Origin of the sequence: Sulfuritalea hydrogenivorans sk43H (assembly GCF_000828635.1) — a bacterium.
Lineage (GTDB): Bacteria > Pseudomonadota > Gammaproteobacteria > Burkholderiales > Rhodocyclaceae > Sulfuritalea > Sulfuritalea hydrogenivorans.
Genome location: NZ_AP012547.1, coordinates 985,633 through 1,009,602 on the forward strand (window position 1 = coordinate 985,633; position 23,970 = coordinate 1,009,602).

The following is a 23,970-nucleotide window of genomic DNA, read 5'->3' on the forward strand; positions in this document are numbered from 1 at the left end:
GCGGCATGGCCAGGAGCGCCTTGGCAACGATGTTTTCCAGCGGAGCGAATCGAAATGTCTGACTGGTCGGAAGGGTATGTCAATGGTATTGACTATACCTATGATTATTATCGCGAACTGAGTCCGCTTGCGGCGAAGCTCGCATTGCTCAATGCCGGGATCGCATGTGACAGTGGCGCAACCGGCGTGTCGTGCGAGTTGGGTTTTGGTTTTGGCGCAAGCACGAATATCCACGCCGCTGCTTCGGCCAGCCAGTGGTGGGGCACCGACTTCAATCCGGCGCAGGCCGGCTTTGCGCGCGAATTGGGACGGGCGTCAGGTGCGAATGTGCATCTGTTCGACCAGTCGTTTGCCGAGTTCTGCAATCGTTCCGATCTGCCTGACTTTGATTTCATCGGTTTGCATGGCATCTGGAGCTGGGTCTCCGATGAAAACCGCCGTCTTATCGTGGATTTTGTTCGTCGCCGCTTGCGTGTGGGTGGCGTCATGTACATCAGCTACAACACCCAGCCTGGCTGGTCGCAGATCGTGCCAATGCGCCAGTTGATGACGGAGCATGCCGAAGTCATGTCGGCCCCTGGCAATGCCATTGCCAGCCGCATTGAATCGGCAATCGAATTCGTGGATGCCCTGGTGGATGCAAGCCCCGGCTATGCCGCAATCAACCCGGCGGCGGCAGGTCGCATCAAGAAACTGAAGGAACAGAACAGGAACTATCTTGCGCACGAGTACTTCAATCGGGACTGGCAGCCGATGTTGTTCTCCGAGTTCGCCCGTTGGTTCGAGCCAGCCAAGGTGAGTTTTGCATGCTCTGCCTTGTATTCCGACCACTTTGACACCTTCAATCTATTGCCGGCCCAGATCGAGATTTTGCGGCGGATTCCGGATGTACGGTTTCAGCAGTCCGTCCGGGATTTTGTGATCAACCGGCAGTTCCGCAAGGATTACTGGGTCAAGGGTCCGCGGCATTTCGAGGCTCCAGAACGAAAGATCGCACTGAGAGCGCACCGGGTCGTGCTGGTCAGCGAGCCGGACAGTATCGTTCTGAGGGCAGGAGGCTCACTGGTTGAACAGGACCTTCCGGAGGCTGTCTACAGGCCGCTGATCGAATTGCTGGCAGATCGGCAGATTCGTTCCCTGGGCGAGATCGAGGCGGGATTGCAGGCCAGGGGAATTTCGTTCGCGCCGATGCTGGAAGCAGTCATGGTGCTGGTCGGCAAGGGTGATGTGGCCTCAGCTCAGGAGGAGGACGCCATGGAACGTGCACTGCCTACCACCACCAGATTGAATCAGTACTTGATCGAGAGTTCGACGGGGGCGTCAAGGGTTCGCAATCTGGCCAGTCCGGTTACGGGCGGCGGATTGCACGTCCAGCCATTTCATCTGCAGATGTTGCTTGCCCGCCTGAAAGGCCGCCATCGCCCTGAGCAATGGGCTGAGTTTCTTCTGGAGAACCTGGTTGCCAACGGAGCGGGGATCGCCAAGCGCGAAGGGGGCGTGATGTCCGAGCAAGAGAGCCTCGCAGCGCTCACGGATGAAGCGCATTCGTTTGCCACAAACCAGTTGCCTGGTTTGCGGGCGCTCAAGGTTGTCGATTGATCAAGAGGTGACGATGGTCGTCAAAGACGCCAACGCAGTTGCAGAGTCTTTGAGAGTATTGGCCGAGAAAGGCGATGCATCGGCGCAGTATCGTCTGGGCCTGCTCTATGCGAGCGGCCAGGGAGTCAAGCAGAACCCCCGGCAGGCGCTCGCCTGGTACCGGGAATCGGCCGATCAGGGATTCGCGCCGGCGCAATGTGTCCTTGGCAACAAATACGCTCTTGGCCAGGGGGTGAAGCAGAACTTCAAGACTGCGTTTTCCTGGTACCTGAAGGCTGCCGAGCAGGGCCATGCGCGAGCCCAGTATCATCTCGGCACCATGTATGAGGAGGGCCATGGCACAGAGAAGGATGCCATGGACGCCGAGTACTGGTACTTCCAGGCGGCAGAGCAGGGAGATGCCGAGGCGGCTTTGAAACTGGCCCGCCTGAATGAAGACAACCAGTACATGGCGGCAACGTGGTACCTGAAGGCCGCGGAACAGGGCATTCCCGAAGCTCAGTTCATGTTGGGGAACAGGTATGCCACGGGACAGGGCTTGCGCAAGGATCCGGCGAAGGCCTTCGACTCCTATCTGAAAGCCGCCAACCAGGGGGATTTGCGGGCGCAGTGGAAAGTCGCCCTGGCCTATCAGGACGGCCTTGGTGTCGACGCAGATGAAGGCGAGGCTCTGGAGTGGCTTGCAAAAGCCGCAAAGGCCGGATTCGCTCCGGCGCAAGCTTCGCTAGGACTCAGATACGCAAACGGGCTGGGCGTTGCACAGAGCTACGCTAAGGCCATTTTTCTTTGGGAAAAAGCGGCGAAAAAAGGCGATGCCGAGTCTCAGCACAATTTGGGATATCTTTTCAACAATGGCCTCGGAGTAACGAAAGACGTCAAGCAGGCTGAAGGCTGGTACCGGCAGGCTGCGGAGCAGGGTGTGGCCGAGGCGCAATGCATTCTGGGGCTGATGTGCGCACGTGGCGAGGTGGCGGAAATCGACTACATTGAAGCGCACAAGTGGTTCAGTATTTCTGCAATGGCCGGCAATAAAGCCAGCGAGGCCAATTTAAAATACGCTGAAACGCTCATGACGCCCGATCAGATTGCCGAAGCAAAACGGCGTGCCGCGGAATGGATGGAAACATTCCGGAATCGCTGACAAGCGTTCAGGCAGATTTGCGGCCTCAGCTCGTTCCGCAGACGCACTTCGTCCGAACTCCCTGATATTCAAATAGTGGTAATGACCAAATGTGGTTTCGCAATCTTCAGATTTTTCGCCTGACACCTGAGTGGGCATACAGCACTGACGCTTTGTCCGATGCCCTGCAGAAGGGCCTGTTCCATGGCTGCGGCGCAAGCGATCGCGTCGCACGGGGCTGGGTACCGCCGCGTGGAGAACCGGGTGATCTGGTTTTCAGCGTCGAGCACCAGCAGTTGATCGCGCTGGGCGTCGAACAGAAGCTGCTGCCGGCTTCCGTGGTGCGTCAGTATGCCCAGGCCAAGCTGGCCGAGATCGAGGCGGCGCAAGGCTACAAACCCGGGAGAAAGCAGACGCGCGAAGTCATCGACCAGATCGAGGCTGAATTGCTGCCGCGTGCCTTCGTCAAACGCGGCCTCACCTACGTCTGGATCGACCCGGTCAATCGCTGGCTGCTGGTTGATGCATCGTCAAGCGCTCGCGCCGATGAAGTCATGGAACATCTGAAGTTGTCCCTCGGCGAGCTGCCTGTCACTCTGATCAAGACGCAACTGGCGCCGGCGACCGCCATGACGCAATGGCTGGCGGCGGGCCATGCGCCCGGCAGTTTCACGGTCGATCGCGATTGCGAACTGTGTGCGGCGGTCGAAGAACGTGCCGCGGTGCGCTATGTGCGCCACAACCTGGACAGCGACGAGGTGCGCAGTCACATCGCCGGCGGCAAGTCGGCTACCCGGTTGGCGCTGACCTGGAACGATCGCGCATCGTTCGTGCTGACCGAGCAATTGCAGATCAAGCGCCTGGCGTTTCTTGATTTGCTGAAGGAGGATGCCGAGCGCCAGGCCGAGAATGCCGATGATTTGTTTGCGGCCAATTTCACCCTGATGTGCGGAGAGCTGGCACAACTGCTCCAACATCTGGTGGAAGTGCTGGGCGGTGAAGGCGAATGAAATGAAACACGCGCTGCTCGTCCTGGCAGCGCTGACTTTCGGGCTGCCCGCACTGGCCGATGGCGTTGATGTCGGCAAGCCATCCAGCGTGCGCAATCTGGTGCCGGCGGGTGCGATTGAACAGCAGGCGGCCCAGCAATACGAGCAGCTCAAGCGTCAGGCGTCTGCCAAGGGCGCGCTTGGGCCGGCGGATCATCCGCAGGTAATTCGCCTGCGAGCGATAGCCGCGCGCATGATTCCCTTTGTCGAACGTTTCAATCCCCGCGCCAGGCACTGGAAGTGGGAGGTCAACCTGATCGGCTCGAAGCAGATCAATGCGTTCTGCATGCCCGGTGGCAAGATCGCCTTTTATTCGGGGATTCTCGATACGCTCAAATTGACCGATGACGAGGCGGCGATGGTGATGGGCCACGAGATTGCCCACGCCCTGCGCGAGCATGCCCGCGAGCGCATGGCGAAAAGCCAGATCACCCAGTTGGGCGCCAATCTTCTGGGAGAACTCGTGGGGGGCGGTCGCTATGCCGGGGCATTTCAGATCGGCGGCAATCTGCTGTCGCTCAAGTTCTCGCGCGACGATGAATCGGAAGCCGATGTGGTCGGGCTGGATATCGCGGCACGGGCAGGTTTCGATCCGCGCGCCGGGGTCAGCCTGTGGCAGAAAATGACTGCCGCCAATAGCAGGGCGCCGCTGGAATTTCTTTCAACCCATCCGGCGGGCGATCATCGCATCAGGGAAATCGAAAAACACCTGCCGGAAGTGATGCCGTTGTATCGGCGCGCAATTTCCGCGAAGCCTGGCGCCAGTGCTGTCGGCGCCCGGGACAGCGTCCGGAACTGAGAGTCGGCGCTGGCGATACGGCGATACCGGAGCGGACCAATGCGTCCGATCAGCCCATCCCCGACTCGCGGGCCTTGCGCTCGCGTTCGACCTTGATGATGTAGCGCTGGATCAGCGTCAGCATCGGACCGGGCAATTTCACGAATTCGCAGCCTGCCCGCTTGGACTTGACGCCGCTGCGTGTCGCGGATTCGGATACGCTGCGCACAATGATCGTGCCGGTTACCACGCCAACCTCGGGCAGATCGATCTTGCAACCGAGTTCGAGCCGGGTTTCAATCTTGAGGTCGATTGGAAGCGAAACCAGGCCCAAGCCGCCGCCGCTGATGTCACCGATGTGAGCTTCGACCGTCTGACGCTTGCCGTCGATCGCAGGAAAGGAAATCGTGCATATCAGCGGGCGCGTGATCGGTGTCGCCAGCCGGTAGTATTCCCGGCGCTGCAGGCGCAGCACGCTGTCGGGCAGGGCGGCAAAGAACGCCGGCCCGCTTTTCGTCTCGACCTGCTTCAATCCGCGCAGGATGAACTGGACCTTGACCTTGTCGAGCAGCGTGACACAGAACAGCCTCTGGGCTTCCAGCGCCTTCCGGTTCATCTCCTGACTAGGCCCGAGATCGAGAAGGATGCCGTTGTCGTTGTAGCTGATCATGCAGGTCAGCACCATGTCGCGGCCTTCGTTGAAGAACATGGTGACTTGCGAGACATGATCCACCATGCCACGGAACACCGCGAACATTTCGTTCTTGGTATTCAGCATGTACTGGCTGAATTCGTCCGTCGACAGAAGCTCTGCCGCCAGCTTCTGCGAACTGGTCTGCTCGGGAACGGGTGCCGGCGCATCCGGCTGGGAGGGTTTTTCGGCTTCGATACCGCTCATTGTTCGAGAAACGACAGGATTGGAACAGAATAATTCTTCATTTTAGCCGAGTTTGTCGGCCGAAAGACCATCCGGACGGGCACCTTCGCGCTCCACCTGGTATATCCAGGCCAGCAATTCGGCAACGGCAATGTAGAGCTGGGGAGGGATTTGTCCATCAAGGTCGACTTTCGACAGCAAGGCGACCAGCTCCGGCGATTCGTGCACAAAGATGCCGTGTTCGCGTGCGCGGGAGATGATCTCTTCGGCGATCAATCCCCGTCCTTTTGCCACAACCGTCGGTGCCGAATCACCCGGCGCATACTTCAGTGCCACGGCAAGTGCCCGCTGTTCGCCGTCCTTAGTCTTCGGTGACATGCTTGACCTGCAAGGAGAGCAGCGGCACACCGGCTGCGGCCATTGACTTCTCCAGCGATGGGGCGGCGTCAAGCAAGTTCGCGGCGCTGACGCCAGTCGGCGTGGCTATGGTGATTCTGGCTCCCGCCGGCGTCAGACTGAGTCGTGCGTCGATTTCGCCCAGGCGTGGTGTCGTGAGGCGCAAGGACGTAATCCAGCCTCTTTCCGAGTCTGCCTGTTCGCTGTCCGTTTGCCGTCCGTCCGGTTCGATCTGCCAGTCCAGCGATTGTCCGGGCCAGACTTCCCCATGCCATGCCAGGCGCTGCGTTGCAACAGCGTCCAGTTGCTGCTGAACCAGTGGTCGCAGGTCTTCCGGTACCGTTTGCGCCGGATTTGCGGTTGCTGCAGTTGGCGTACCGGCGTGCTGGCGAATCTCCTCACTGCCGAGCAGATTTTGCAGGAGTCCCATCGGTCCCGAGAGTTCGGCTGAACGTCCGCTGGATGTCGGCCTTGTGGCCGGGTTACCAGGTTCTTCTCCACTTGCAAGCGAGGCTTCCGCAGGCGAGTGTTTCGCCTGCGGCTCCACCAGCAGATCGCTGATAGGGCGCTGCCCCATGACCCACTGTACTTGATGGGCTTCGTAGAACAGCCCGCTTTGGCCAACAGCCTTGGCCAGTAGTGGTGCCAGCTCGGCGGCCATGTTGGCTGCCTGTGTCGATGCGCCGGGAAGAAGTGGCTGCCCGCGTGTCAGCGCCGCCGGAGCTGGCGAGGTACCATCGCGTGCCAGCAAAGCGCCAATCAATTGGGCCGTGCGCGACAGGTTGGTGAATGGATAATCGCCATCAGTCGCCGCAGTGCCGGGACTGCTCTGGCTGGCGAGTTGGGCGACGATCAGGCGTGGCGTCCGGTCGACCACGACCAATTCCAGCGTGTCGCCCGCTTTGGCTCCCTGCGGCAGTGCCAGTGTCAGGGATCGGCCCGCCACCAGGGCTTTGTAGGTGTTCTCCGGCAGGACCTCCTGGATGCGCGCCGAAAAGGTCTGGCCCGGACGCAGTTCCACCAGATCGGCCGGAATTTCACTGACCGGGCTTATCGGATGCAGTGCGGTTTCGGTTTCCATCCGCATGCGGATGCCGGCATCGTTGGGGATCAATACCATGGTGCTACCCGGATCTCAGAAGGACGTGAAGGCGAGCATCGTGGTCGCCTGCCAACGCCGGAAGCTCAGGCTCCGAAGCGGCCGGGATCAGCTTCTCCGGCGCCGGCCGCATAGGCTTTCTCGACGTCGCGGCGGCGGGTGCTGTTGCCCAGGTACTTGCGGACATGCTCCATCCAGGGTTCGGTGTGGCGTCGCACTTCCGCATCGTCTTCAAGGATGCGCCGGATCAGGCTGCGTTTCCGCTCCAGATCCGTGGCGGGCGCATTGCGGTCTTCGGGCGTGGCCATCAAGGTGTTGCGCAAGCCGGTAACGCCTCGTTCGAGCTCAATCAGTTCGTCCCATTCGCTCGCGCGCGCGGCTTCGACCATGCGCGCCGAAAGAAGGCTCATTTCTTCGTAGAGTTCGATTTGGGAGGGCATCCCGTGCATCGTAGCCATCATGCGGGCAGCTTGTAGCGGGAAGCTACGGCCGGATCATTGGCTATTTCTTCCCAGCCGGCCTTTATCTCTCCAAGCAGGCTGGATACTTCCTGAATTGCGGCCAAATCATTGTGCAAATTGGCATGGAGCAGGCGGGTGCACATGTAGTCGTACAGCGAATTCAGGCGCTCGGCGATTTCGCCCCCCGCTTCAAGGTCGACGCTTGCCTGCAGACCGGAAGAAATGATGTCGATCGCGATCGATATCTCCTTGCCCTTTTCCGCGATGCGTTTTTCCTTGAGCGCCTGAGCCGCGCGTCCCAGCGAGAAGGCGGCGCCATCGAGCAGCATCGTGATCAGGCGATACGGATTCGCGCTATCGACTCCGGTCTCAAGGCCGACCTTGCTGTAAGCATCGGTCTTTTTGTTGGATGTGGCAAACATCAGCGTCTCCTCGACGTCATGAAGTGGTGCTTGGCAGGTTCGCCAGTTGCTGCGTCAGATACTGCGATGTCTTCTGCATGCTCGCGACCAGGGTATCCAGGGCGCTGAATTGCTTGCGGTAGCGCGCTTCGATCTGCACCAGTCGGCGCGCCAGTCTTTCCCGCTGATCGCCGACATCCGCAATGCTGCGGTTGATCCCTTCGGTCCGGCTGGCGAGCAGGCCGGTGCTTGAAAGAATCCCGTCCAGGGTTTTTGTCATGCGTACCGCGATTCCCGGCGAATTCGTCGATGTGGAGCTCAGCAGATCGCCGACATTCGTCGTCGATGAGGCCATCGCGGTTTCGAACTTCGATGAGTTGAATACCAGCGACCCGTCGCGCTGCAAGGCGACACCGAGATCCGACAAGGTGGAATAGTTGCTGCCGGTGGAGCTGCGGGAATAGCCGATCATTTCGCGCAGGGCTGTTTGCAGGCTGCGCGCGCCGCTGTCGCCGGTCAGGATCGATGCCTGCTTGGTCGATGCGTTGTAGGCAGTCGCGTCGCGCAATTGTTTGGCGATGTCGTTGTACGCTTTGACGAAGCTGTCCAGTGCGCTCTTTGCCGAAGCCGAGTCCTTGCTGACGGTCAGTGTCGTGGTGCCGACTCCGGTCAGGCTCAAGGTGACGCCGGTGATGGCGTCGGAAACCGAGTTCGTCGTGCGATAGACATCCAGCCCGTCAATTTTGAAGTGGGCATCCTGGGCAGTTGTGTTGACCTCGAATTCATTACCCGCGCCAGCCATTGCCGCAGGGTTGAAGGAGAGTTTTGCCAGACCCGTATTGTTGTTCTGGACGACATCGCTTGTGTCGAGGACGGTCAGCTTGATGCTGTTCTTGGCGCCCGTGCTCTCGGAGGTGACCGTCAGCTTGTATTCATTGTTGCCCACGTAAACCAGGTTGGCGCGCACGCCAGCGCCGGAATCATTGATCGCGTCGCGTATTTCCTCGAGGGAACTGCTCGTCGCACCGATCTCGATGGTGGTTGCGGTCTTGTCGGGGTCGGCGGTAAACACTCCACCGGAGAACGTTCCCAGTTCGATCTTGATCTTGCCGTCCGCCACGCCGACATCGGTCGTGATGCTGGAAAACGCCTGGGACGAAATCGCCTGGGCCTGGGCGCGGGCAACTACCTGAAGCGAATAGCTGGCGGCTTGTGCGGCGGTGTTGGCGCTGGCGCTGAAAACGCTGCTGTCGCCTGTTTTGGCGGACATGCTGGCGTAGAGGGAGCTCGACTTCAGCGCGCGCGCAGCCGATTGCAGCGAGGCCACCGAACTCTTGAGCGTTCCGAAGGTGGTCAATTTCGACTGATAGCCGGCCTCCTTGGTGTCGAGCGCCGTCAGGGGTTGCTTCTCGACAGCCATGAGCTGCGTAACGATGCCGTTGACATCGAGGCCAGAACCGATACCGGCAGATGAAATGCTTGCCATTGGGGACTCCTTTACCCTGCTGATACTTACGGCATTGCGACGGGATCCTGAAGGGCGGGGCGGTCCGACGGTGCCAGTCGCTTGCTAGATTGTAGGTTACGTGGTCAGCCGAATAAAGCAAGAAAAAGGCCCGCAGTGCGGGCCTTTGGCAAAACTATTGCATTTTTGTCGGTCAGGCTTTTTGCTTCAGCAGCATCCCCTGCATCTTGTCGATGGCTCGGGCGATTTCCAGCAGTTCCTTGGATGGAATCTGCCGAATCACTTCTCCGGTTTCACTATCGACGACGCGGGCAATGGTCTGCCCGGAACTGTCATCCAGCGAGAAAGTCAGCGCATTTGACTTGATCGGCACGGCTTGTTTCAGTGCCTCAAGCGCTTTCTGGAGTTGTTCCGGGGCTGGCTTCTGGGTGGGCTGTACCGACTGTACGGGTGCCTGCGGCAACTTCATCGCAGCATCCTGCACGGGCGCCGGATTGCTCCGGGCCTGTGCGGGTTGCGGCGTGTTGCCGGCGGCTCCGTTCAAGGATTGAATACTCATGTAAGACTCCTTGGTTTTACAGGCGAGGCTGAATCATTCGGATTTTCAGTCCACGCCTGTCAGTCGAACTTCCCTATTAGCCGCGGAGCAGCGTCAGAACCTGGTTCGGCAGCGCATTCGCCTGAGCCAGCATGGCGATGCCTGCCTGCTGCAGAATCTGGGCGCGGGTCAGGTTGGCCGTTTCCATCGCGAAGTCGGCATCCTGAATCCGGCTGCGGGACGCGGCGAGGTTCTCCGACGTCGTCTGCAGCGAGGTTACCGTGGTTTCGAACCGGTTCTGCAGTGCGCCGTAACGGGCACGCTGGCTACCTACGTTGGCCAGGGCGCCGTCGATGATGGCGATACTGCGGTTGGCCGCATCCTTGCTGGATACGTCGGCGTACTGGACGGTCTGCTGCTGGGCGGAAGCCGTGGCCGCGCTGAAGAACTCATCGACGGTCGCACCGCTGACGTTGAAGGACTTGTCCGAGTCGAGCGAAAGCTCACCGACCACGACGTTGGTTGCAGCGGCATTCGCTGCCGTGACCACGGCGGCGGTGATACCACCGTTGTTGGCCCCGGTGAAGGCGGTCAGCGTATAGGCTGCGCTGGTGTTCACCAGGGTGCTGACGGTCATGTTGTTGCCCGAAGCGTTGGTCAGCACCAGGGACGTACCCAGGTCATCGACCCGTGCCGTGACGCCGGTGGTGGCCGACTTGTCGTTGAAGGCATTCACTGCGGCGCTGAGGCCGTCGGCATTGATCGTGGCGCCGGTAGTGAAGGCGATCGTCACGGCCGAGGCGTTGTCGGACGTCATCTGGAAGGAATAGGAAGACGCTGCCGTCAGCGTGCCCATCTTGATTTCAGTGACGGCATTTGCGGTTACGCCGGTCTGGCCCGTCTTGGCGTTGACCAGTGCGGCGACGTCTCTGGCGGAAGCCGATGCACCGTAGGTGACGTCAGCACTGCCCAGCGCGCCGTTGATGGTGAAGGTATCGCCGGCAAGGCGGGTTGCCGCCGCTACCGTGGAAGTGATGGTGTTTGCCGTGCTGCCGGCGACCAGCGCGCCGCGGGTGGGTTCCGGATTGCTCGCAAGCACAGCCTGCGCGCCCATGCGGTAGCTGCCATAGTTGTTGGTGCGGAAGTTGGCGCTGGTGGCGGTGATGGTCTGGTTGGCGTTGGCGCCGACCTGGAACTGGGCGTAGGTGAAGGTTCCGTCCAGCAGGTTGCGGCCGTTGAACTGGGTGGTCTGGGCAATCCGATCGAGTTCGGACGACAGGTTTGCGACTTCGCCCTGGAGGGCGGCGCGGTCGGAGGCCGAATTGGTTTCGTTGGCGGACTGTACTGCCAGTTCGCGCATGCGCTGCAGGATGTCTTGGGAGCCGGAGAGCGCGCCTTCAGCCGTTTGGGCCAGCGAAATTCCGTCATTGGCGTTGCGGCGGGCCTGATCAAGACCGCGAATCTGCGATGTGAAGCGGCTGGCAATCGCGAGGCCGGCGGCGTCGTCCTTGGCGCTGTTGATGCGCAGACCCGAAGACAAGCGCTGCAGCGAGGTCGACAGGCTGGTTTGCGACGTGTTGAGATTGCGCTGGGCATTCAGCGATTGGATGTTGGTGTTGATTACCTGTGCCATTTTGCTTCTCCTTTCAGAGGGTTAGACTGATCGGAAGCGCCTGAATCGCTGTCTCCGACAGATTTCTTGGGCGGCGTTGTACCGCCGACAAGTTCATTATCGGAGTGCGAAATGAAAACTTTAGGGCATTGGCGAAATACCCAAAAAGAAGCGGCTCCTTATGGGAGCCGCGATGGTTTGCTGCTGGATACGCCGTTTGTTGTCAGCGTTGCAGCAGCGAAAGTACCTGATTAGGCAGGGCATTTGCCTGAGCCAGCATGGCGGTACCGGCTTGCTGCAGGATCTGGTTGCGGGTCAGCACCGCGGTTTCCGCGGCAAAGTCGGCGTCGCGGATGCGCGAGCGCGAGGCGCTGAGATTCTCCGAGGTGGTTTGCAGATTGACGATGGTCGACTCGAACCGGGATTGCAGGGCGCCATAGCGCGCGCGCTGGCTGTTGATGGCGGCCAGTGCCGAATCCGCCATGGCGATGGTGCGACCCGCCGCATAGGTGGTGCTGATGTCGGCCTTGGCGACTTCCTGCAGGGCGGACGCCGATACGGTTGCGGCCGTCATGAATCCCGCGGCGCCGCCCACGCTATCCGTGACCGAGAAGGACTTTTCCGAATCGAGATTGAGCTGACCGGTGACCCAGTAGCCATCGGCTGCGGCCCATGTGGTCGTGGTGCCTGCCACCGCCAGTGTGGCAGCGGTGGCCGCCGTCGCCGCATCGCCGTCGATGGCCTTGATGTCCTGCATCACGACGGATGTGCCGGAAATATTGTTGATGCGCAAGTCCTTGCCGCTTTCATTGACGATGTGCAGGCCGAAGCGCCCGCCATCGGTCTTGACCACCCTTGCCGTGAAGCCGGTTTTGCCGGCCGCGTCGTTGAAGGCCTGGGCCGCTGCATTCAATTGGTCTGCCGAACTGATTTCACCACTGCCGGTGGTTCCGCCGGTGGTGAAGGAGACGGTCGTGAAACCGGCGCCGGGAGTCGCCGCCACGGTCGGGCTGGTCGTGTCGGTCGCGAGGTAGAAGGAGTAAGTGGTGTTCTGCTGGAATGCGTTGGCGGCGGCGGCGCCGTCGTTGGCGCCCAGGATGAACTGGGTGGTGGCGCTGGCGGTGATACCCAGGGCGGCCTGATTGATCGAGGCGGCCACGTCGAAAGCCGAGGCGCCCGCGGCATAGTCGAGTACGGTGGTTCCCGTGGCCGTGTTGATGGTCAGGGTTCCTGCCGCCTGGATCGGCGATTCATTGATGTTGCCGGTGTCGGTACGTGTCAGTTGCGCATAGGCAGTCTGGCCCTTGGTCAGGTCGCCGATGCCGGTCTGCGTCGTGGCGGCGAGGGCGCCGATGCGGTAATTGCCGTAGGCATTGGTCTGGAAATTTCCCGAGGTCGCCGAAATTGTCTGGTTGGCATTGGCGCCGACCTGGAAGATGGCTGCGGTGAATGAACCATCGAGCAGGCGCTGGCCGTTGAACTCGGTGGTCGAAGCGACCCGCTGCATTTCCTGGATCAGTTGCTGGACTTCGGCGTTCAGGGCTGCGCGGTCGCCCGCCGAATTGGTCGCGTTCATCGACTGGATCGACAACTCGCGGATGCGTTGCAGGATGTCGGATGACGTCTGCAGGGCGCCTTCCGCGACCTGTGCGAGGGAAATGCCGTCGTTGGCGTTGCGCCGCGCCTGATCGAGGCCGCGCACCTGTGTGGTCATTCGCTCGGAGATCGCCAGGCCCGCCGCGTCATCCTTGGCGGAGTTGATCCGCAGGCCGGAGGATAGTCGCTGCAACGAAGTCGCCAGATCCAGTTGCGACCGGTTCAGATTCCGCTGGGCATTCAAGGATGCAACGTTGGTATTGATGACTTGTGGCATGGCGATTCTCCTGGCTGGACGATTTCCGATGCGCTTGGCGGTCTCGCGTCGAGACAACCGGGCCCGGACCTCTACTCGTTGTGGTCTTGCGTTCTACTGAGCAACCTGCGTGCCATCTTTGGCGGAAAGAATGAAATTCGTTAAAGACAGGTGTTTTTCGGTGGTTGATCCGGCTACTGCGTCCATCCGGGCAATTGCAAGGGCAATTCTTGCCGCCATCCGGCCAAGTTTTCCCGAGTTGTTGCCGCCTTCGGTCGCGAACATTTCTCGTCAGGCCGATTCCGGCTGATACACCCGGTCGGTCGCCAATTCAAGCAGCAGCGCCTTGACGCCTTGTATGGCTTCGGCGCGATGGAAGCGGGCCGAGTCGGTGGCGAACCAGCGGCGCAAGGCCTCGCGGTCGGCCACGCTCCAGTCGGCGGCGCGCGATTCCCAGTCCGCGGCGACATAGTTCGCGAAATAGGGGAGGCCGTTCTGCTCGTTGAAATGGACCGCGTCCAGAACCGGAAGCAGGTCGTCGGGGTCGTGCAGGGCGTCGGCGGTGATGAATGCCTGCTCGAGTTCGAGCCGCCCGAGCAGGGCATAAAAGCGATCGAGAGAAAATTCGATGCGACGGCCGCTGGGTAGTACGGGCATGGTGTTCTCCTTGTTGAAGAAGTACATGCTCGTCACAGCGAATACCGTGCCAGTGGCAGGTGCGAATTGTTCTCCGCCGTATCGCCAGCGCCGACTATTGCCTCGCGCTGGCCGACAGGGTGGTCAGTGCGCGGTTGCCAACCGCCGTGTTTCCAGGCTGCGCTCGTCGATCGGCAGGTGGATCAGCGCCGAGAGCACGCCGAGCAGGATGCAGATGCCCCACACCGTGTCGTAGGCGCCGGTGGCGTCGAACAGCTTGCCGCCGAGCCAGACGCCGAGGAAGCTGCCGACCTGATGGCTGAAGAACACCAGGCCCGACAGCATGCCCAGGTAGCGCACGCCGAACACCTGGGCGACGATGGCATTGGTCAGCGGCACGGTGGATAGCCAGAGCAGGCCCATCACCGCCGAGAACAGATAGACGCTGACGGGCGAGAGCGGCGCCCAGAGGAACAGCGAGATGACCACGCTGCGCGCGGCGTAGATGCCGGCCAGCACATGGCGCTTGGGCAGGCGATTGCCGAGATGGCCGGCGCTGTAGCTGCCGAACACGTTGAACAGGCCGATCAGCGCCAGCGCCGTCATGCCGACTTCGGCGCCCATGCCCTTGTCGATCAGGTAGGTGGGGAAATGCACGCCGATGAACACCACCTGGAAGCCGCAGACGAAATAACCGGCGATCAGCAGCACGAAGCTTTTCTCGCGCATGGCCTCGCCCAGTGCCTCGCGCGCCGTCTGGCCGTGTCCGGAGGCGCCCGCCACCAGGCCTTTGGTCAATGCGCCGCCGAGCGGGATGATCAGCAGGGCGGACGCGGCGAATACCAGCAGCGTGCCGAACCAGCCCATGCCGCCGATCAGGCCGGAGGCCACCGGAATCATCAGGAACTGGCCGAAGGAGCCGGCGGCGGCCACCACGCCCATCGCCCAACCGCGCTTGGCGTCGGGCACCAGCTTGCCCATGGCGGCGAATACCACGCTGTAGGTGCAGCCGCTTTGCGCCGCGCCGATCATCAGGCCGGCCGTGGCGGCAAGCCCGGTGCCGGTGGCGGCGTAGGCCATGCCGAGCAGGCCCAGCGCATACAGCACGCTGGCACTCCACAGCACGCGCCGCGCGCCGTAGCGGTCGGCGAGCCAGCCGGCGAAGGGCTGCGTCGCGCCCCACAACAGGTTTTGCAGCGCCAGGGCGAAGGAGAACACTTCGCGGCTCCATTGGTGCTCCATGCTCATCGGCGTCAGGAACAGGCCGAAGGTGTGGCGGATGCCCATCGCCACGCAGACGATCAGCGCGGCAAAGGTGAGCACGGTGGCGAGCGGGCGCTGCGCCAGTGGCGGGGAGGGATTTGTCATGGTTGGAATGCTAACATTTGAAACCGCTACGGATTGCCACAAGATGAACAAGGCCTTTGTCAAAGAATCCGACGACGCGGACGAGGAGGAAGCCCCCGAGTCCACGATTCCCGCCGGTACCAAAAACTACATGACGGTGCGTGGTCACGCGGCCTTGCGCGCCGAATTCGAGCATCTGGTCAAGGTCGAGCGGCCGGCCATGGTGCAGGTCGTGTCGTGGGCGGCGGGCAACGGCGACCGCTCGGAAAATGGCGACTACATCTACGGCAAGAAACGCCTGCGCGAAATCGATCGGCGCATCCGCTTCCTGACCAAGCGGCTGGAGTCGGCGGTGATCGTCGACCCGGCCGAGCAGCAGAATTGCGAGCAGGTGTTCTTCGCCGCCACCGTCACCGTCTGCGACGCCGACGGCACCGAAGCCACCTACCAGATCGTCGGCATCGACGAAGCCAATGCCATGGAAGGCCGCATCAGCTGGATTTCGCCGCTGGCGCGCGCCCTGCTCAAGGCGCGCGAAGGCGACACGGTGCGTTTCGACAGCCCCGGGGGCTTGCGCGAAATAGATATCCTCGAAATCCGCTACGAGTAAATCAGGCGCGACGGATCGCGTGATTCGCCCACAGCACCAGGCCGAACAGCACCATCGCCCCGGCCTGATGCGTGGCGGCCAGCGCCACCGGCACCTGCAGCAGCAACGTGGCGATGCCGAGGCTCACCTGCACCGCCAGCCAGAGCGTCAGCAGCACGGCCGCCGGCCGCGCCTCGGGGGTTTCGTTCCAGATGCGCCAGGAGAACCACGGAATCAGCCCCATCAAAACCCAGGCGATCATGCGGTGGTCGAATTGCACGGTGGCCATGTTGGTGAAGAAGTTCAGCCACAGCGGCTCCACCATGAAAATCTCGGGCGGGACGAAATCCCCGTTCATCAGCGGGAAGGTGTTGTAGGCCAGTCCGGCGTGGATGCCGGCCACCAGCGCGCCCGAAAGGACCATGATGAACACCAGCACCACCAGCCAGTTGCCCAGGCGCCGCGTGAGAGTCGGCGCTGGCGCTACGGCGCGCGGTTGCAGCATGCCCAGTCCGGTCCAGCCCATCAGGCCGAACAGCAGGAAGGCCAGCCCCAGGTGCGCCGCCAGCCGGTATTGCGACACGCGCGGGTCGTCGACCAGGCCGCTCTTGACCATGTACCAGCCCATCGCGCCCTGCAGTCCGCCGAGTATGAAGAAGCCGAACACCTTCGCCGCCAGCGCGCCGCGCAGTTTGCCGCGCAGCAGGAACCAGACGTAGGGGACGAAGAACACCACGCCGATAAGGCGGCCGGACAGGCGGTGCGCCCATTCCCACCAGAAGATGAACTGGAAGCCATCCAGCGTCATGTCGTGGTTGCGCTTGATGAATTCCGGCGTCTGCTGGTACTTGGCGAAGAGTTCCAGCCAGTCGGCGTGGGAAAGCGGCGGCAGGGCGCCGATCAGCGGTTTCCATTCGACGATGGAAAGTCCCGAGTGGGTCAGGCGCGTCACGCCGCCGACCACCATTGTCAGGAAAACCATGGCGCAGCAGGCGAACAGCCACCAGGCCACGGCGCGTTGTTGATTGTTTGTATTCATTTGCAGTCTGCCAGCCAGTGTCCCGATTTGCCGCCGGCTTTTTCCAGCAGGCGAATGTCTTCGATGATCATGCCGCGATCCGCGGCCTTGCACATGTCATAGATGGTCAGCAGGCCGACGGAAACCGCCGTCAGCGCTTCCATTTCGACCCCGGTGCGGCCGACGGTCTCCGCCGTCACTTCCAGCGTCACGCGATGGCGCCCGGCATCCAGCGTGAACCCGGCGGCGACGCGGGTCAGCGCCAGCGGATGGCACAGCGGGACCAGGTCGGACGTGCGCTTGCTCGCCTGGATCGCCGCGATGCGCGCGATGCCGAGCACGTCGCCCTTCTTCGCCGAGCCGCTCTCGATCAGCGCAAAGGTGGCGGGGGCCATGCGGATGTGGCCCTGGGCACGCGCCACGCGCGTGGTTTCGGCCTTGGCGCCGACGTCGACCATATGGGCCTGCCCGGCGGCATCGAAATGGGTCAGCGGCGCGGCCGACGGCTTGGAGCGAGCCTTGGGCGGCGGTTTGCGGGGTGGATTCATGAAATACCCTGTCACAACTCGATTTTGCGGAGCCGCTATCATAGCGGTATGAAACTGCATCTGCTCAGCCGCGCTCTGGTTCTGGGTTTCGGCATCGTCGCGGCGCCGCCCTTGTCGGTGGCCGAAGGCCTGCCCGATCTGGGCGAAGCGGCGCAAACCGAATTCTCGCCGGCGATGGAACGCCGCATCGGCGAATCGGTGATGCTGGAGATTCGTCGCGACCCGGCCTGGCTCGACGATCCCGAGGTCAACAGCTATCTCAACCGGATCGGCAATCGCTTGTCTTCGCAAAGCGAGGAAATGCGCCAGGAGTTCGAATTCTTCGCCCTGCGCGACCCGACGCTGAACGCCTTCGCCATGCCCGGCGGCTATATCGGCGTGCATACCGGGCTGATCCTCGCCGCGGTATCGGAATCCGAACTCGCCTCGGTGCTGGCGCACGAAATCTCCCATGTGACCCAGCGTCATCTGGCGCGGCTGATGAACAAGTCGGGCCAGGGGCAGGTGACCAGCCTGCTGGCACTGGCGGTGGCGATTCTTGCCGCGCGCAGCAGTCCCGATCTTGCCGTGGGCGCGGCGATGGCCGGGCAGGGCGCGGCGATCCAGAATCAGCTGAACTACACGCGCGATTTCGAACGCGAGGCCGATCGCATCGGCTTGAGGTTGCTGGAGCGCTCCGGCTTCGACATACGCGGCATGAGCGGTTTCTTCGAGCGCCTGCAAAAGTTCGGCCGCCTCTACGAGAACAATGCGCCCGGCTATTTGCGGACTCACCCGCTGACGACCGAACGTTTGGCCGACATGGGAAACCGGATCCAGAGCCGTCCCTACAAGCAGGTGACCGATTCGCTCGAATTCCAGCTGGTGCGCGCCAAGCTGCGTGCCCAGGAGGGCACCTCGCGCGATGCGGTGACGGAGTTCGAAACCCGGCTCAGGGATCGCAGCTTCGCCGGCAGCGAAACGGCCATGCGCTACGGCCTGGCGCAGGCGCGCCTGCGCGACGGCAATGTCGCCGCGGCGGAAAGGGAGCTGGGCGAATTGCGCCGCCTGAAAGCCGTGTCGCCGATGATCGAGACCTTTGCCGCCCAGTTGCGGCTGAAGCAGGGCGATGCCGCGGGAGCAGTGAAACTGCTGCGCGCCGCACAGCCGCGCTTTCCGCAGGAGCGCGCCATCGCCTACGGCCTGGTCGAGGCGCTGCTTGAGGCCCGCCTGCCGCAGGAAGCGATCAAGGTCACCGAGGACGACCTGCTGAGCTATCCCTCGGACCCGAAAATGCACGGCTTGCAGGCGAAGACTTACTCGCTGCTCGGCAAGCGCCTGCAGCAGCATCGCGCCCAGGCCGAAGCCTATGCCCTGCTGGGCCAGGTGCCGGCCGCGGTCGAGCAACTGGAGCTGGCGCAGAAGTCCGGCGACGGCAATTTCTACGAGCAGTCGCAGGTGGATGCGCGGCTGCGCGAAATGAAGAAACGCATGGCCGACGAAGCGAAGCAGGCCAAACAGAAATAGGCGCCGACATGACTGCTCCCAGGCCCGCCGCGCGGAACGAAGTCCGCGCCGATATTCACACTCTCGCGACGCCGCTGGTGCGCCTCGCAAACGAGCCCTACTATCACGCCACCGGCGACGAAGTGGAGGTGTTCGCCGCTGCCGCCGGCAGCCGCCTGCCGGTGATGCTGAAGGGCCCCACCGGCTGCGGCAAGACGCGCTTCGTCGAGCACATGGCCTGGCGCCTGAAACGGCCGCTGGTCACTGTCGCCTGCCACGACGACCTGACCACCGCCGACCTCGTCGGCCGCTACCTGATCGTCGGCGACGAAACCGTCTGGATGGACGGCCCGCTCACGGCCGCGGTGCGCGCCGGCGCGATCTGCTACCTCGACGAGATCGTCGAGGCGCGCAAGGACACCACCGTGGTGATCCATCCGCTGACCGATTCGCGTCGCGCCCTGCCGGTCGAAAAGCGCGGCGAGTACATCGAGGCGCCGCCTGACTTCATGCTGGTGATTTCCTGGAATCCCGGTTACCAGAGCGTGCTCAAGGAAATGAAGCCGAGCACGCGGCAGCGCTTTGTGGCGCTGGATTTCGACTACCCGCAAGCCGACACCGAAGCGCGCATCGTCGTCCACGAAGGTGGCGTCGATGCCGATACCGCGCAGAAGCTGGTCAAGCTCGGCGGCCTGACGCGCAAGCTCAAGGGTGCCGGGCTCGACGAAGGTGCCGGTACCCGCCTCCTGGTGCATGCCGCGCAACTGATCGCCAGCGGCATGGCACCGGCGACAGCCTGCACGGCGGCCATCGCCCGGCCGCTGGCCGACGAACCCGATACGCGCGATGCGCTCGACGACCTGATCCGCGCCGTGTTCTGATGCTTGAAAAGCAGTTGATCCGCAGATTTCGCAGATTACGCAGATGGAACAATACGCTGGGCGCGACTCACACCTCCCTCATTGAGTTTTCCGGAGATCATCTCTAAGCCGATGAGTTACCGAGTTTTAATCTGTGAAAATCTGCGTCATCTGCGGATAATTGACTGATTCGTCATGAGCGAACGCAAGCTCTTCGCTCACGAACTCGAAGCGCGGCTCGACGAACTGCTGCTGCTTTCCCTGCGCCAGCGTTCCGCCGCGGAGCCGGCAGCGCTGCTCGAAGCCCTGCCGCGCGAGACCCAGGACCGGGTGCTGCACTGGGCGGGGGTCGCGGCACAAACTTCGGACGATCTGGGTTGGCTGATCGCCTCGCTGGCCGCGGAACGGGCGTCCGGGCTCGGCGCGCAACTCGACGACTGGGTGCGTGCCGGGCTCGACGCCTATGATCGCAGCGGTCTTGCCGCCACGCGCAAGGCCTTGAACGAGTTCGCCGAGACCCACGCCGCACGCGTGCGGCATTCGCAGGAAGGCATCGATTTCGCGACGGTCGAAGGCCGCCTGTCGCGCTTTCTGCAGGCGCTCGACGGCCGTGCGCTGAAGCTCGCCAGCGGCCCCAAAGCCTGGACCGACAGCGAAACCCTGTGGCTGCCCGAGCGGCTCGACGTCGCGCCGGATGTCGTCGGCAACCAGCGGCTATACAAGGTCATGGCCGCCCTGCTCTGGGCCCAAACGCGCTTCGGCAGCTTCAACATCGATCCCGAGCCCGAGCTCGAACTCTGGCCCGATCGCGAACGCGGGCTGCGCTGGTTCGCCGTGTTCGAGGCGATGCGCCTGGAGGCCTGCATCGGCGTTGAACTTCCCGGCCTCGCCAGGGACATCGCGCTCCTGCGCGGGCCGTGGCCGGGCAAGTTGGCCGCCGTGGCGGAGAGCCTGGCGCGACCGCGGGCCACGGCGGCCGACAGCCTCGCCTGCATGGCCGAACTGCGAAGAGTCGGCGCTGGCGACACGCCGATTATTCCGCACATCGGCGTCATGGACCCGGTGGCCGCCCGCCGCGTGCGCGCCGCACGCATCGCGCGCGAGCTGGCCGTCGTGCGCCGCGCCCTCAACGTGATCGCGGCGACCGACACCAAGCCGGGCGCCGCGGAAAATTCCGACTATCCGCCGCTGGCGGCGGAAGGCGAGCTGCAGGTGCCCGACCCGCAGGCTGACCTGCTGGCCCTGCCGCCCGCCGCGCGCGAGGCGGCGAAATCGCTGATGCAGGATCTTGGCGAACTTCCTCCCGAAGCGCTGCATGCGGCCGGGCCGGGGGCCTGGCAGCCGGTCGATGGTGGCGACGAGTCCATGACGCCCGGTGTCACCACCCAGCCCGACGCCTTCTACGATGAATGGGACTACCGGCGCGGCTCCTGGCGCCACGGCTGGTGCCATCTGTACGAGATGACGGCGCCGGTCGGCAGGCACGAATGGGTCGACGAAGTGCGCACCCGCCACGCCCACCTGATCCGCAGCATCCGTCGCCGCTTCGAGGCCCTGCGCGGCGAGGACAAGCCGCAGAAGCGCCAGTTCGACGGCGAGGAGATCGATCTCGACGCGCAAGTCGACGCCCGCGCCGACCGCATGAGCGGCGCCGAACCCTCGCCGCGCCTGTTCATCCACCGCCGCCGCATCGAGCGTTCGCTGGCCGTGATGTTCATGGTCGACATGAGCGGCTCGACCAAGGGCTGGGTCAATGACGCCGAGCGCGAATCGCTGGTGCTGCTGTGCGAGGCGATCGAGGCGCTGGGCGACAGCTACGCCATCTACGGCTTTTCCGGCTGGACGCGCACCCACTGCGACATCTATCCGGTGAAGCGCTTTGCCGACCGCTACGATGCCGCCACGCGCCAGCGCATCGCCGGCATCGAGGCCAGGGACTACACCCGCATGGGCGTCGCGGTACGCCACCTTTCCGGCCTGCTGATGCGGCAGAACACGCGGCACAAGCTGCTGGTGACGCTTTCGGATGGCCGCCCCGACGACTACGGCGACGAATACCGCGGCCGCTACGGCATCGAGGACACCCGCCGCGCGCTGCTCGAAGCACGCGAGAAGGGCATCCGCAGCTACTGCGTCACCATCGACCGCCACGGCGCCGACTACCTGCCGCAGCTCTATGGCCCCGCGCACTATTCGGTGATCGACGATGCGAAAAAGCTGCCGCAGAAAATTGCGGAGATCTACCGCAAGCTGACCGGCTGAGGCGGCGCGGCAGACAGCAAGCGACTTGCATTCCTGCAATTCAAAAGCTAATATTCAAACGAATACTTGAATATGGGGAAGGCGATGAGTCGAGTCGATCATTGGGAGCAGGTTTACGCCACGCGCTCCGCTCATGAAGTGAGCTGGTATCAAGTCAAGCCTGAAACGTCGCTGCGGCTGATCGCCAAACTGGGCATGCGACGGGAGGATGCAATCATCGATGTCGGCGGCGGCGCCTCGAACCTCGTCGATCACCTTGTCGATGACGGCTTCCGGTATCTCACGGTGCTCGACATTTCCGCGACGGCCATTGCCGCGGTCAAGGCTCGACTCGGCGATCATGCCGGGCAGGTGACCTGGATGACCGGCGACATTACGGAAACAGCCCCGCCAGGGCCCTACCGCCTTTGGCATGATCGCGCGGTATTTCATTTCCTCACCACGCCCCGGCAGCGCGCACTCTATGTCGCCGCATTGCGAGCGGCCGTGCCAGTGGGTGGCTATGCGATCATGGCTACCTTCGCCGAGGACGGTCCGGCTGAATGCAGCAACCTGCCGGTTTGTCGCTATTCCCCCGACCAGCTGGCTGCCGAAATGGGCGAGGGTTTCGAACTCATCGAGTCGTTGCGCGAAACCCATGTGGCTCCATCTCAGGGCAGCCAGAAGTTCATCTATTGCTGTTTTCGTCGCTGTTGAGGAATTCGCATGCCTGTACCGAAGCCGTCGCCCAAGCTGAAGCTCCTGTCGCATTTCGCGGAGGTGGCGAAGGCATTGGCGCACCCGGTGCGCCTTGAATTGCTGGAGGCGCTCAGCCAGGGTGAGCGCGGCGTCGAAGCGCTGGCGCAAGCATGCGCACAGTCGATTGCCAATACCTCGCATCATCTGAAAATCCTGCGCCTGAGCGGGCTTGCCGTTTCGCGCAAGGAAGGCCTGCAAGTGATCTATTCGCTGGCAGACGACGCCATTCCCGGCGTCATTGCCGCAATTCGCGGCGTGGCCGAGCGGCAAAGCGCCGAAGTGGAGCGCATCGTGCGCGACAGTTTCGAGCGGCGTGATGCACTCGATCCGGTGGGTCGCGACGAACTGCTGGACCGCGTCAAGCGAGGCGAGGTCATCGTGCTCGACGTCCGTCCGCCGCAGGAGTATTCCGCCGGCCACATTCCCGGCGCCGTCAACATCCCCCTCGAAGAATTGTCCCGGCGCCTGGCCAGCCTGTCCAGGAAGCGGGAAATTGTCGCCTACTGTCGGGGCCCCTATTGCCTGCTGGCCTTCGACGCCGTGGCCCAGCTGCGGAAATCCGGCTATCGGGCGCGCCGCTTGCAAGACGGGTTCCCGGAATGGAAGGCCGAACACAGGCCCGTGGCGACGCAGGAAAACGCCTGAAAGAAGGAGAAGTCCGTGAATACCCTGCTGATACTCAATGGAGCCCCCTATGGTTCCGAACATACCTACAACGGCCTGCGCCTCGCCCGTTCGCTGTTGAAGACGGGCAAAACCGACGTGCGTGTGTTTCTGATGGGTGATGCTGCATCCGGAGCCCATGGCGGCCAGAAAGTGCCGCAAGGCTATTACAACATCGCCGACATGCTGGGCATGCTTGTCGCGCACAACGCTGAAGTGGCCGTTTGCGGCACCTGCATGGATGCGCGGGGGATCACGGACGCCGAGCTGGTTGACGGCGCCAGGCGCGGCTCCATGGATCAACTCACCCAGTGGACTCTCGCAGCCGACAAGGTGCTGAGCTTCTGATTTCGGCTGCGCGCCGGTTTCAGCGCCCCGTGATGTTCTCGGGAAATATCCTGCAATGGCGGATGGCGCTTCAGCGGAACGACATCCACGCTTACCAGTATTTCTCGAACGCCATCTGTTCCGGCACGACGCGCCGGTTGGTGGCGAAGCCGCGGCTGTCGGCGAGCAGCAGCGGGATGCGTTGCGCCAGCTTGGTCACGCCAGTCCCAGTGCGGTGCGTCCCTTCGGA

25 protein-coding genes are annotated in these 23,970 nt (G+C 62.7%); 11 read left to right on the top strand and 14 right to left on the bottom strand.

Annotated elements, in window-relative coordinates; all coding sequences use genetic code 11:
- The first annotated feature begins 54 nt into the window (after positions 1-54).
- The 4 genes from SUTH_RS04760 to SUTH_RS04775 all read left to right on the top strand — a co-directional run bounded on the left by SUTH_RS04760 (position 55) and on the right by SUTH_RS04775 (position 4,567).
- A complete protein-coding gene (locus SUTH_RS04760; protein ID WP_041097497.1) occupies positions 55-1,599 on the top strand; it encodes a class I SAM-dependent methyltransferase in 1,545 nt (514 codons plus the stop codon).
- Between the two features lie 13 nt (positions 1,600-1,612).
- A complete protein-coding gene (locus SUTH_RS04765; protein WP_052473246.1) occupies positions 1,613-2,740 on the top strand; it encodes a tetratricopeptide repeat protein in 1,128 nt (375 codons plus the stop codon).
- Positions 2,741-2,829: 89 nt separating this feature from the next.
- The gene (locus SUTH_RS04770) at positions 2,830-3,729 is read left to right on the top strand and encodes a recombination-associated protein RdgC (RefSeq protein ID WP_041097500.1); all 900 of its coding nucleotides are present in this window, start codon (positions 2,830-2,832) and stop codon (positions 3,727-3,729) included.
- Between the two features lies 1 nt (position 3,730).
- Positions 3,731-4,567: a M48 family metallopeptidase gene (locus SUTH_RS04775; protein ID WP_052473249.1), complete on the top strand. Its 837-nt coding sequence runs from the start codon at positions 3,731-3,733 to the stop codon at positions 4,565-4,567.
- A 49-nt stretch (positions 4,568-4,616) separates the two neighbouring features.
- Here the strand turns inward: SUTH_RS04775 and SUTH_RS04780 are convergent, their stop codons facing one another.
- The 12 genes from SUTH_RS04780 to SUTH_RS04830 all read right to left on the bottom strand — a co-directional run bounded on the left by SUTH_RS04780 (position 4,617) and on the right by SUTH_RS04830 (position 15,251).
- Complete coding sequence (locus tag SUTH_RS04780) at positions 4,617-5,444, bottom strand: flagellar brake protein (protein ID WP_041097502.1); 828 nt, start codon at positions 5,442-5,444, stop codon at positions 4,617-4,619.
- 42 nt (positions 5,445-5,486) lie between these two features.
- Complete coding sequence (locus SUTH_RS04785; RefSeq protein WP_052473251.1) at positions 5,487-5,801, bottom strand: EscU/YscU/HrcU family type III secretion system export apparatus switch protein; 315 nt, start codon at positions 5,799-5,801, stop codon at positions 5,487-5,489.
- On the bottom strand, positions 5,785-6,900 hold the full coding sequence (fliK, locus tag SUTH_RS04790) for a flagellar hook-length control protein FliK (protein ID WP_171817312.1): 1,116 nt from the start codon (positions 6,898-6,900) through the stop codon (positions 5,785-5,787). Before fliK ends, SUTH_RS04785 begins: the two co-directional genes overlap by 17 nt.
- A gap of 104 nt (positions 6,901-7,004) precedes the next feature.
- Positions 7,005-7,376: a flagellar protein FliT gene (locus SUTH_RS04795; RefSeq protein WP_231851099.1), complete on the bottom strand. Its 372-nt coding sequence runs from the start codon at positions 7,374-7,376 to the stop codon at positions 7,005-7,007.
- A complete protein-coding gene (gene fliS / locus SUTH_RS04800) occupies positions 7,376-7,801 on the bottom strand; it encodes a flagellar export chaperone FliS (RefSeq protein WP_041097504.1) in 426 nt (141 codons plus the stop codon). Before fliS ends, SUTH_RS04795 begins: the two co-directional genes overlap by 1 nt.
- 16 nt (positions 7,802-7,817) lie before the next feature.
- Positions 7,818-9,266, bottom strand: a complete 1,449-nt coding sequence (gene fliD / locus SUTH_RS04805; RefSeq protein ID WP_041097506.1) for a flagellar filament capping protein FliD — start codon at positions 9,264-9,266, stop codon at positions 7,818-7,820.
- 172 nt (positions 9,267-9,438) lie between these two features.
- The gene (locus tag SUTH_RS04810) at positions 9,439-9,714 is read right to left on the bottom strand and encodes a flagellar protein FlaG (RefSeq protein ID WP_171817313.1); all 276 of its coding nucleotides are present in this window, start codon (positions 9,712-9,714) and stop codon (positions 9,439-9,441) included.
- A 166-nt stretch (positions 9,715-9,880) separates the two neighbouring features.
- On the bottom strand, positions 9,881-11,416 hold the full coding sequence (locus SUTH_RS04815; RefSeq protein ID WP_041097510.1) for a flagellin N-terminal helical domain-containing protein: 1,536 nt from the start codon (positions 11,414-11,416) through the stop codon (positions 9,881-9,883).
- 202 nt (positions 11,417-11,618) lie between these two features.
- Entirely contained in the window at positions 11,619-13,268 is a 1,650-nt protein-coding gene (locus SUTH_RS04820; protein WP_041097512.1) for a flagellin N-terminal helical domain-containing protein, read from the bottom strand.
- A gap of 93 nt (positions 13,269-13,361) precedes the next feature.
- Positions 13,362-13,532, bottom strand: coding sequence for a hypothetical protein (locus SUTH_RS19575; RefSeq protein WP_171817314.1), 171 nt, complete (start codon positions 13,530-13,532; stop codon positions 13,362-13,364).
- Between the two features lie 6 nt (positions 13,533-13,538).
- A complete protein-coding gene (locus tag SUTH_RS04825; RefSeq protein ID WP_148312852.1) occupies positions 13,539-13,904 on the bottom strand; it encodes a hypothetical protein in 366 nt (121 codons plus the stop codon).
- Positions 13,905-14,027: 123 nt separating this feature from the next.
- Positions 14,028-15,251, bottom strand: coding sequence for an MFS transporter (locus SUTH_RS04830; protein WP_052473258.1), 1,224 nt, complete (start codon positions 15,249-15,251; stop codon positions 14,028-14,030).
- Positions 15,252-15,294: 43 nt separating this feature from the next.
- Here SUTH_RS04830 and greB point away from each other — a divergent pair, with 43 nt between their 5' ends.
- Complete coding sequence (gene greB, locus SUTH_RS04835) at positions 15,295-15,840, top strand: transcription elongation factor GreB (protein ID WP_041097516.1); 546 nt, start codon at positions 15,295-15,297, stop codon at positions 15,838-15,840.
- 1 nt (position 15,841) lies between these two features.
- Here greB and SUTH_RS04840 read toward each other — a convergent pair whose 3' ends face one another.
- Positions 15,842-16,858, bottom strand: coding sequence for a COX15/CtaA family protein (locus SUTH_RS04840; RefSeq protein WP_041097518.1), 1,017 nt, complete (start codon positions 16,856-16,858; stop codon positions 15,842-15,844).
- Positions 16,855-17,385: a cyclic pyranopterin monophosphate synthase MoaC gene (gene moaC / locus SUTH_RS04845; RefSeq protein ID WP_052473260.1), complete on the bottom strand. Its 531-nt coding sequence runs from the start codon at positions 17,383-17,385 to the stop codon at positions 16,855-16,857. The genes SUTH_RS04840 and moaC overlap by 4 nt, the downstream gene beginning before the upstream one ends.
- A 48-nt stretch (positions 17,386-17,433) precedes the next feature.
- Here moaC and SUTH_RS04850 point away from each other — a divergent pair, with 48 nt between their 5' ends.
- From SUTH_RS04850 to SUTH_RS04875, 6 genes are all read left to right on the top strand, one after another.
- Entirely contained in the window at positions 17,434-18,891 is a 1,458-nt protein-coding gene (locus SUTH_RS04850; protein ID WP_148312853.1) for a beta-barrel assembly-enhancing protease, read from the top strand.
- An 8-nt stretch (positions 18,892-18,899) separates the two neighbouring features.
- Positions 18,900-19,751 (top strand): CbbQ/NirQ/NorQ/GpvN family protein, encoded by an 852-nt coding sequence (locus tag SUTH_RS04855; RefSeq protein WP_084207255.1) that lies wholly within the window; start codon positions 18,900-18,902, stop codon positions 19,749-19,751.
- Positions 19,752-19,925: 174 nt separating this feature from the next.
- The gene (locus SUTH_RS04860; RefSeq protein WP_041097520.1) at positions 19,926-21,992 is read left to right on the top strand and encodes a nitric oxide reductase activation protein NorD; all 2,067 of its coding nucleotides are present in this window, start codon (positions 19,926-19,928) and stop codon (positions 21,990-21,992) included.
- A gap of 72 nt (positions 21,993-22,064) precedes the next feature.
- Positions 22,065-22,688, top strand: coding sequence for a class I SAM-dependent methyltransferase (locus SUTH_RS04865; RefSeq protein ID WP_231851100.1), 624 nt, complete (start codon positions 22,065-22,067; stop codon positions 22,686-22,688).
- 9 nt (positions 22,689-22,697) lie between these two features.
- The gene (locus SUTH_RS04870; protein ID WP_041097523.1) at positions 22,698-23,375 is read left to right on the top strand and encodes an ArsR/SmtB family transcription factor; all 678 of its coding nucleotides are present in this window, start codon (positions 22,698-22,700) and stop codon (positions 23,373-23,375) included.
- A gap of 15 nt (positions 23,376-23,390) precedes the next feature.
- Positions 23,391-23,741: a DsrE/DsrF/TusD sulfur relay family protein gene (locus SUTH_RS04875; RefSeq protein WP_041097525.1), complete on the top strand. Its 351-nt coding sequence runs from the start codon at positions 23,391-23,393 to the stop codon at positions 23,739-23,741.
- The last annotated feature ends 229 nt before the right edge of the window (positions 23,742-23,970 follow it).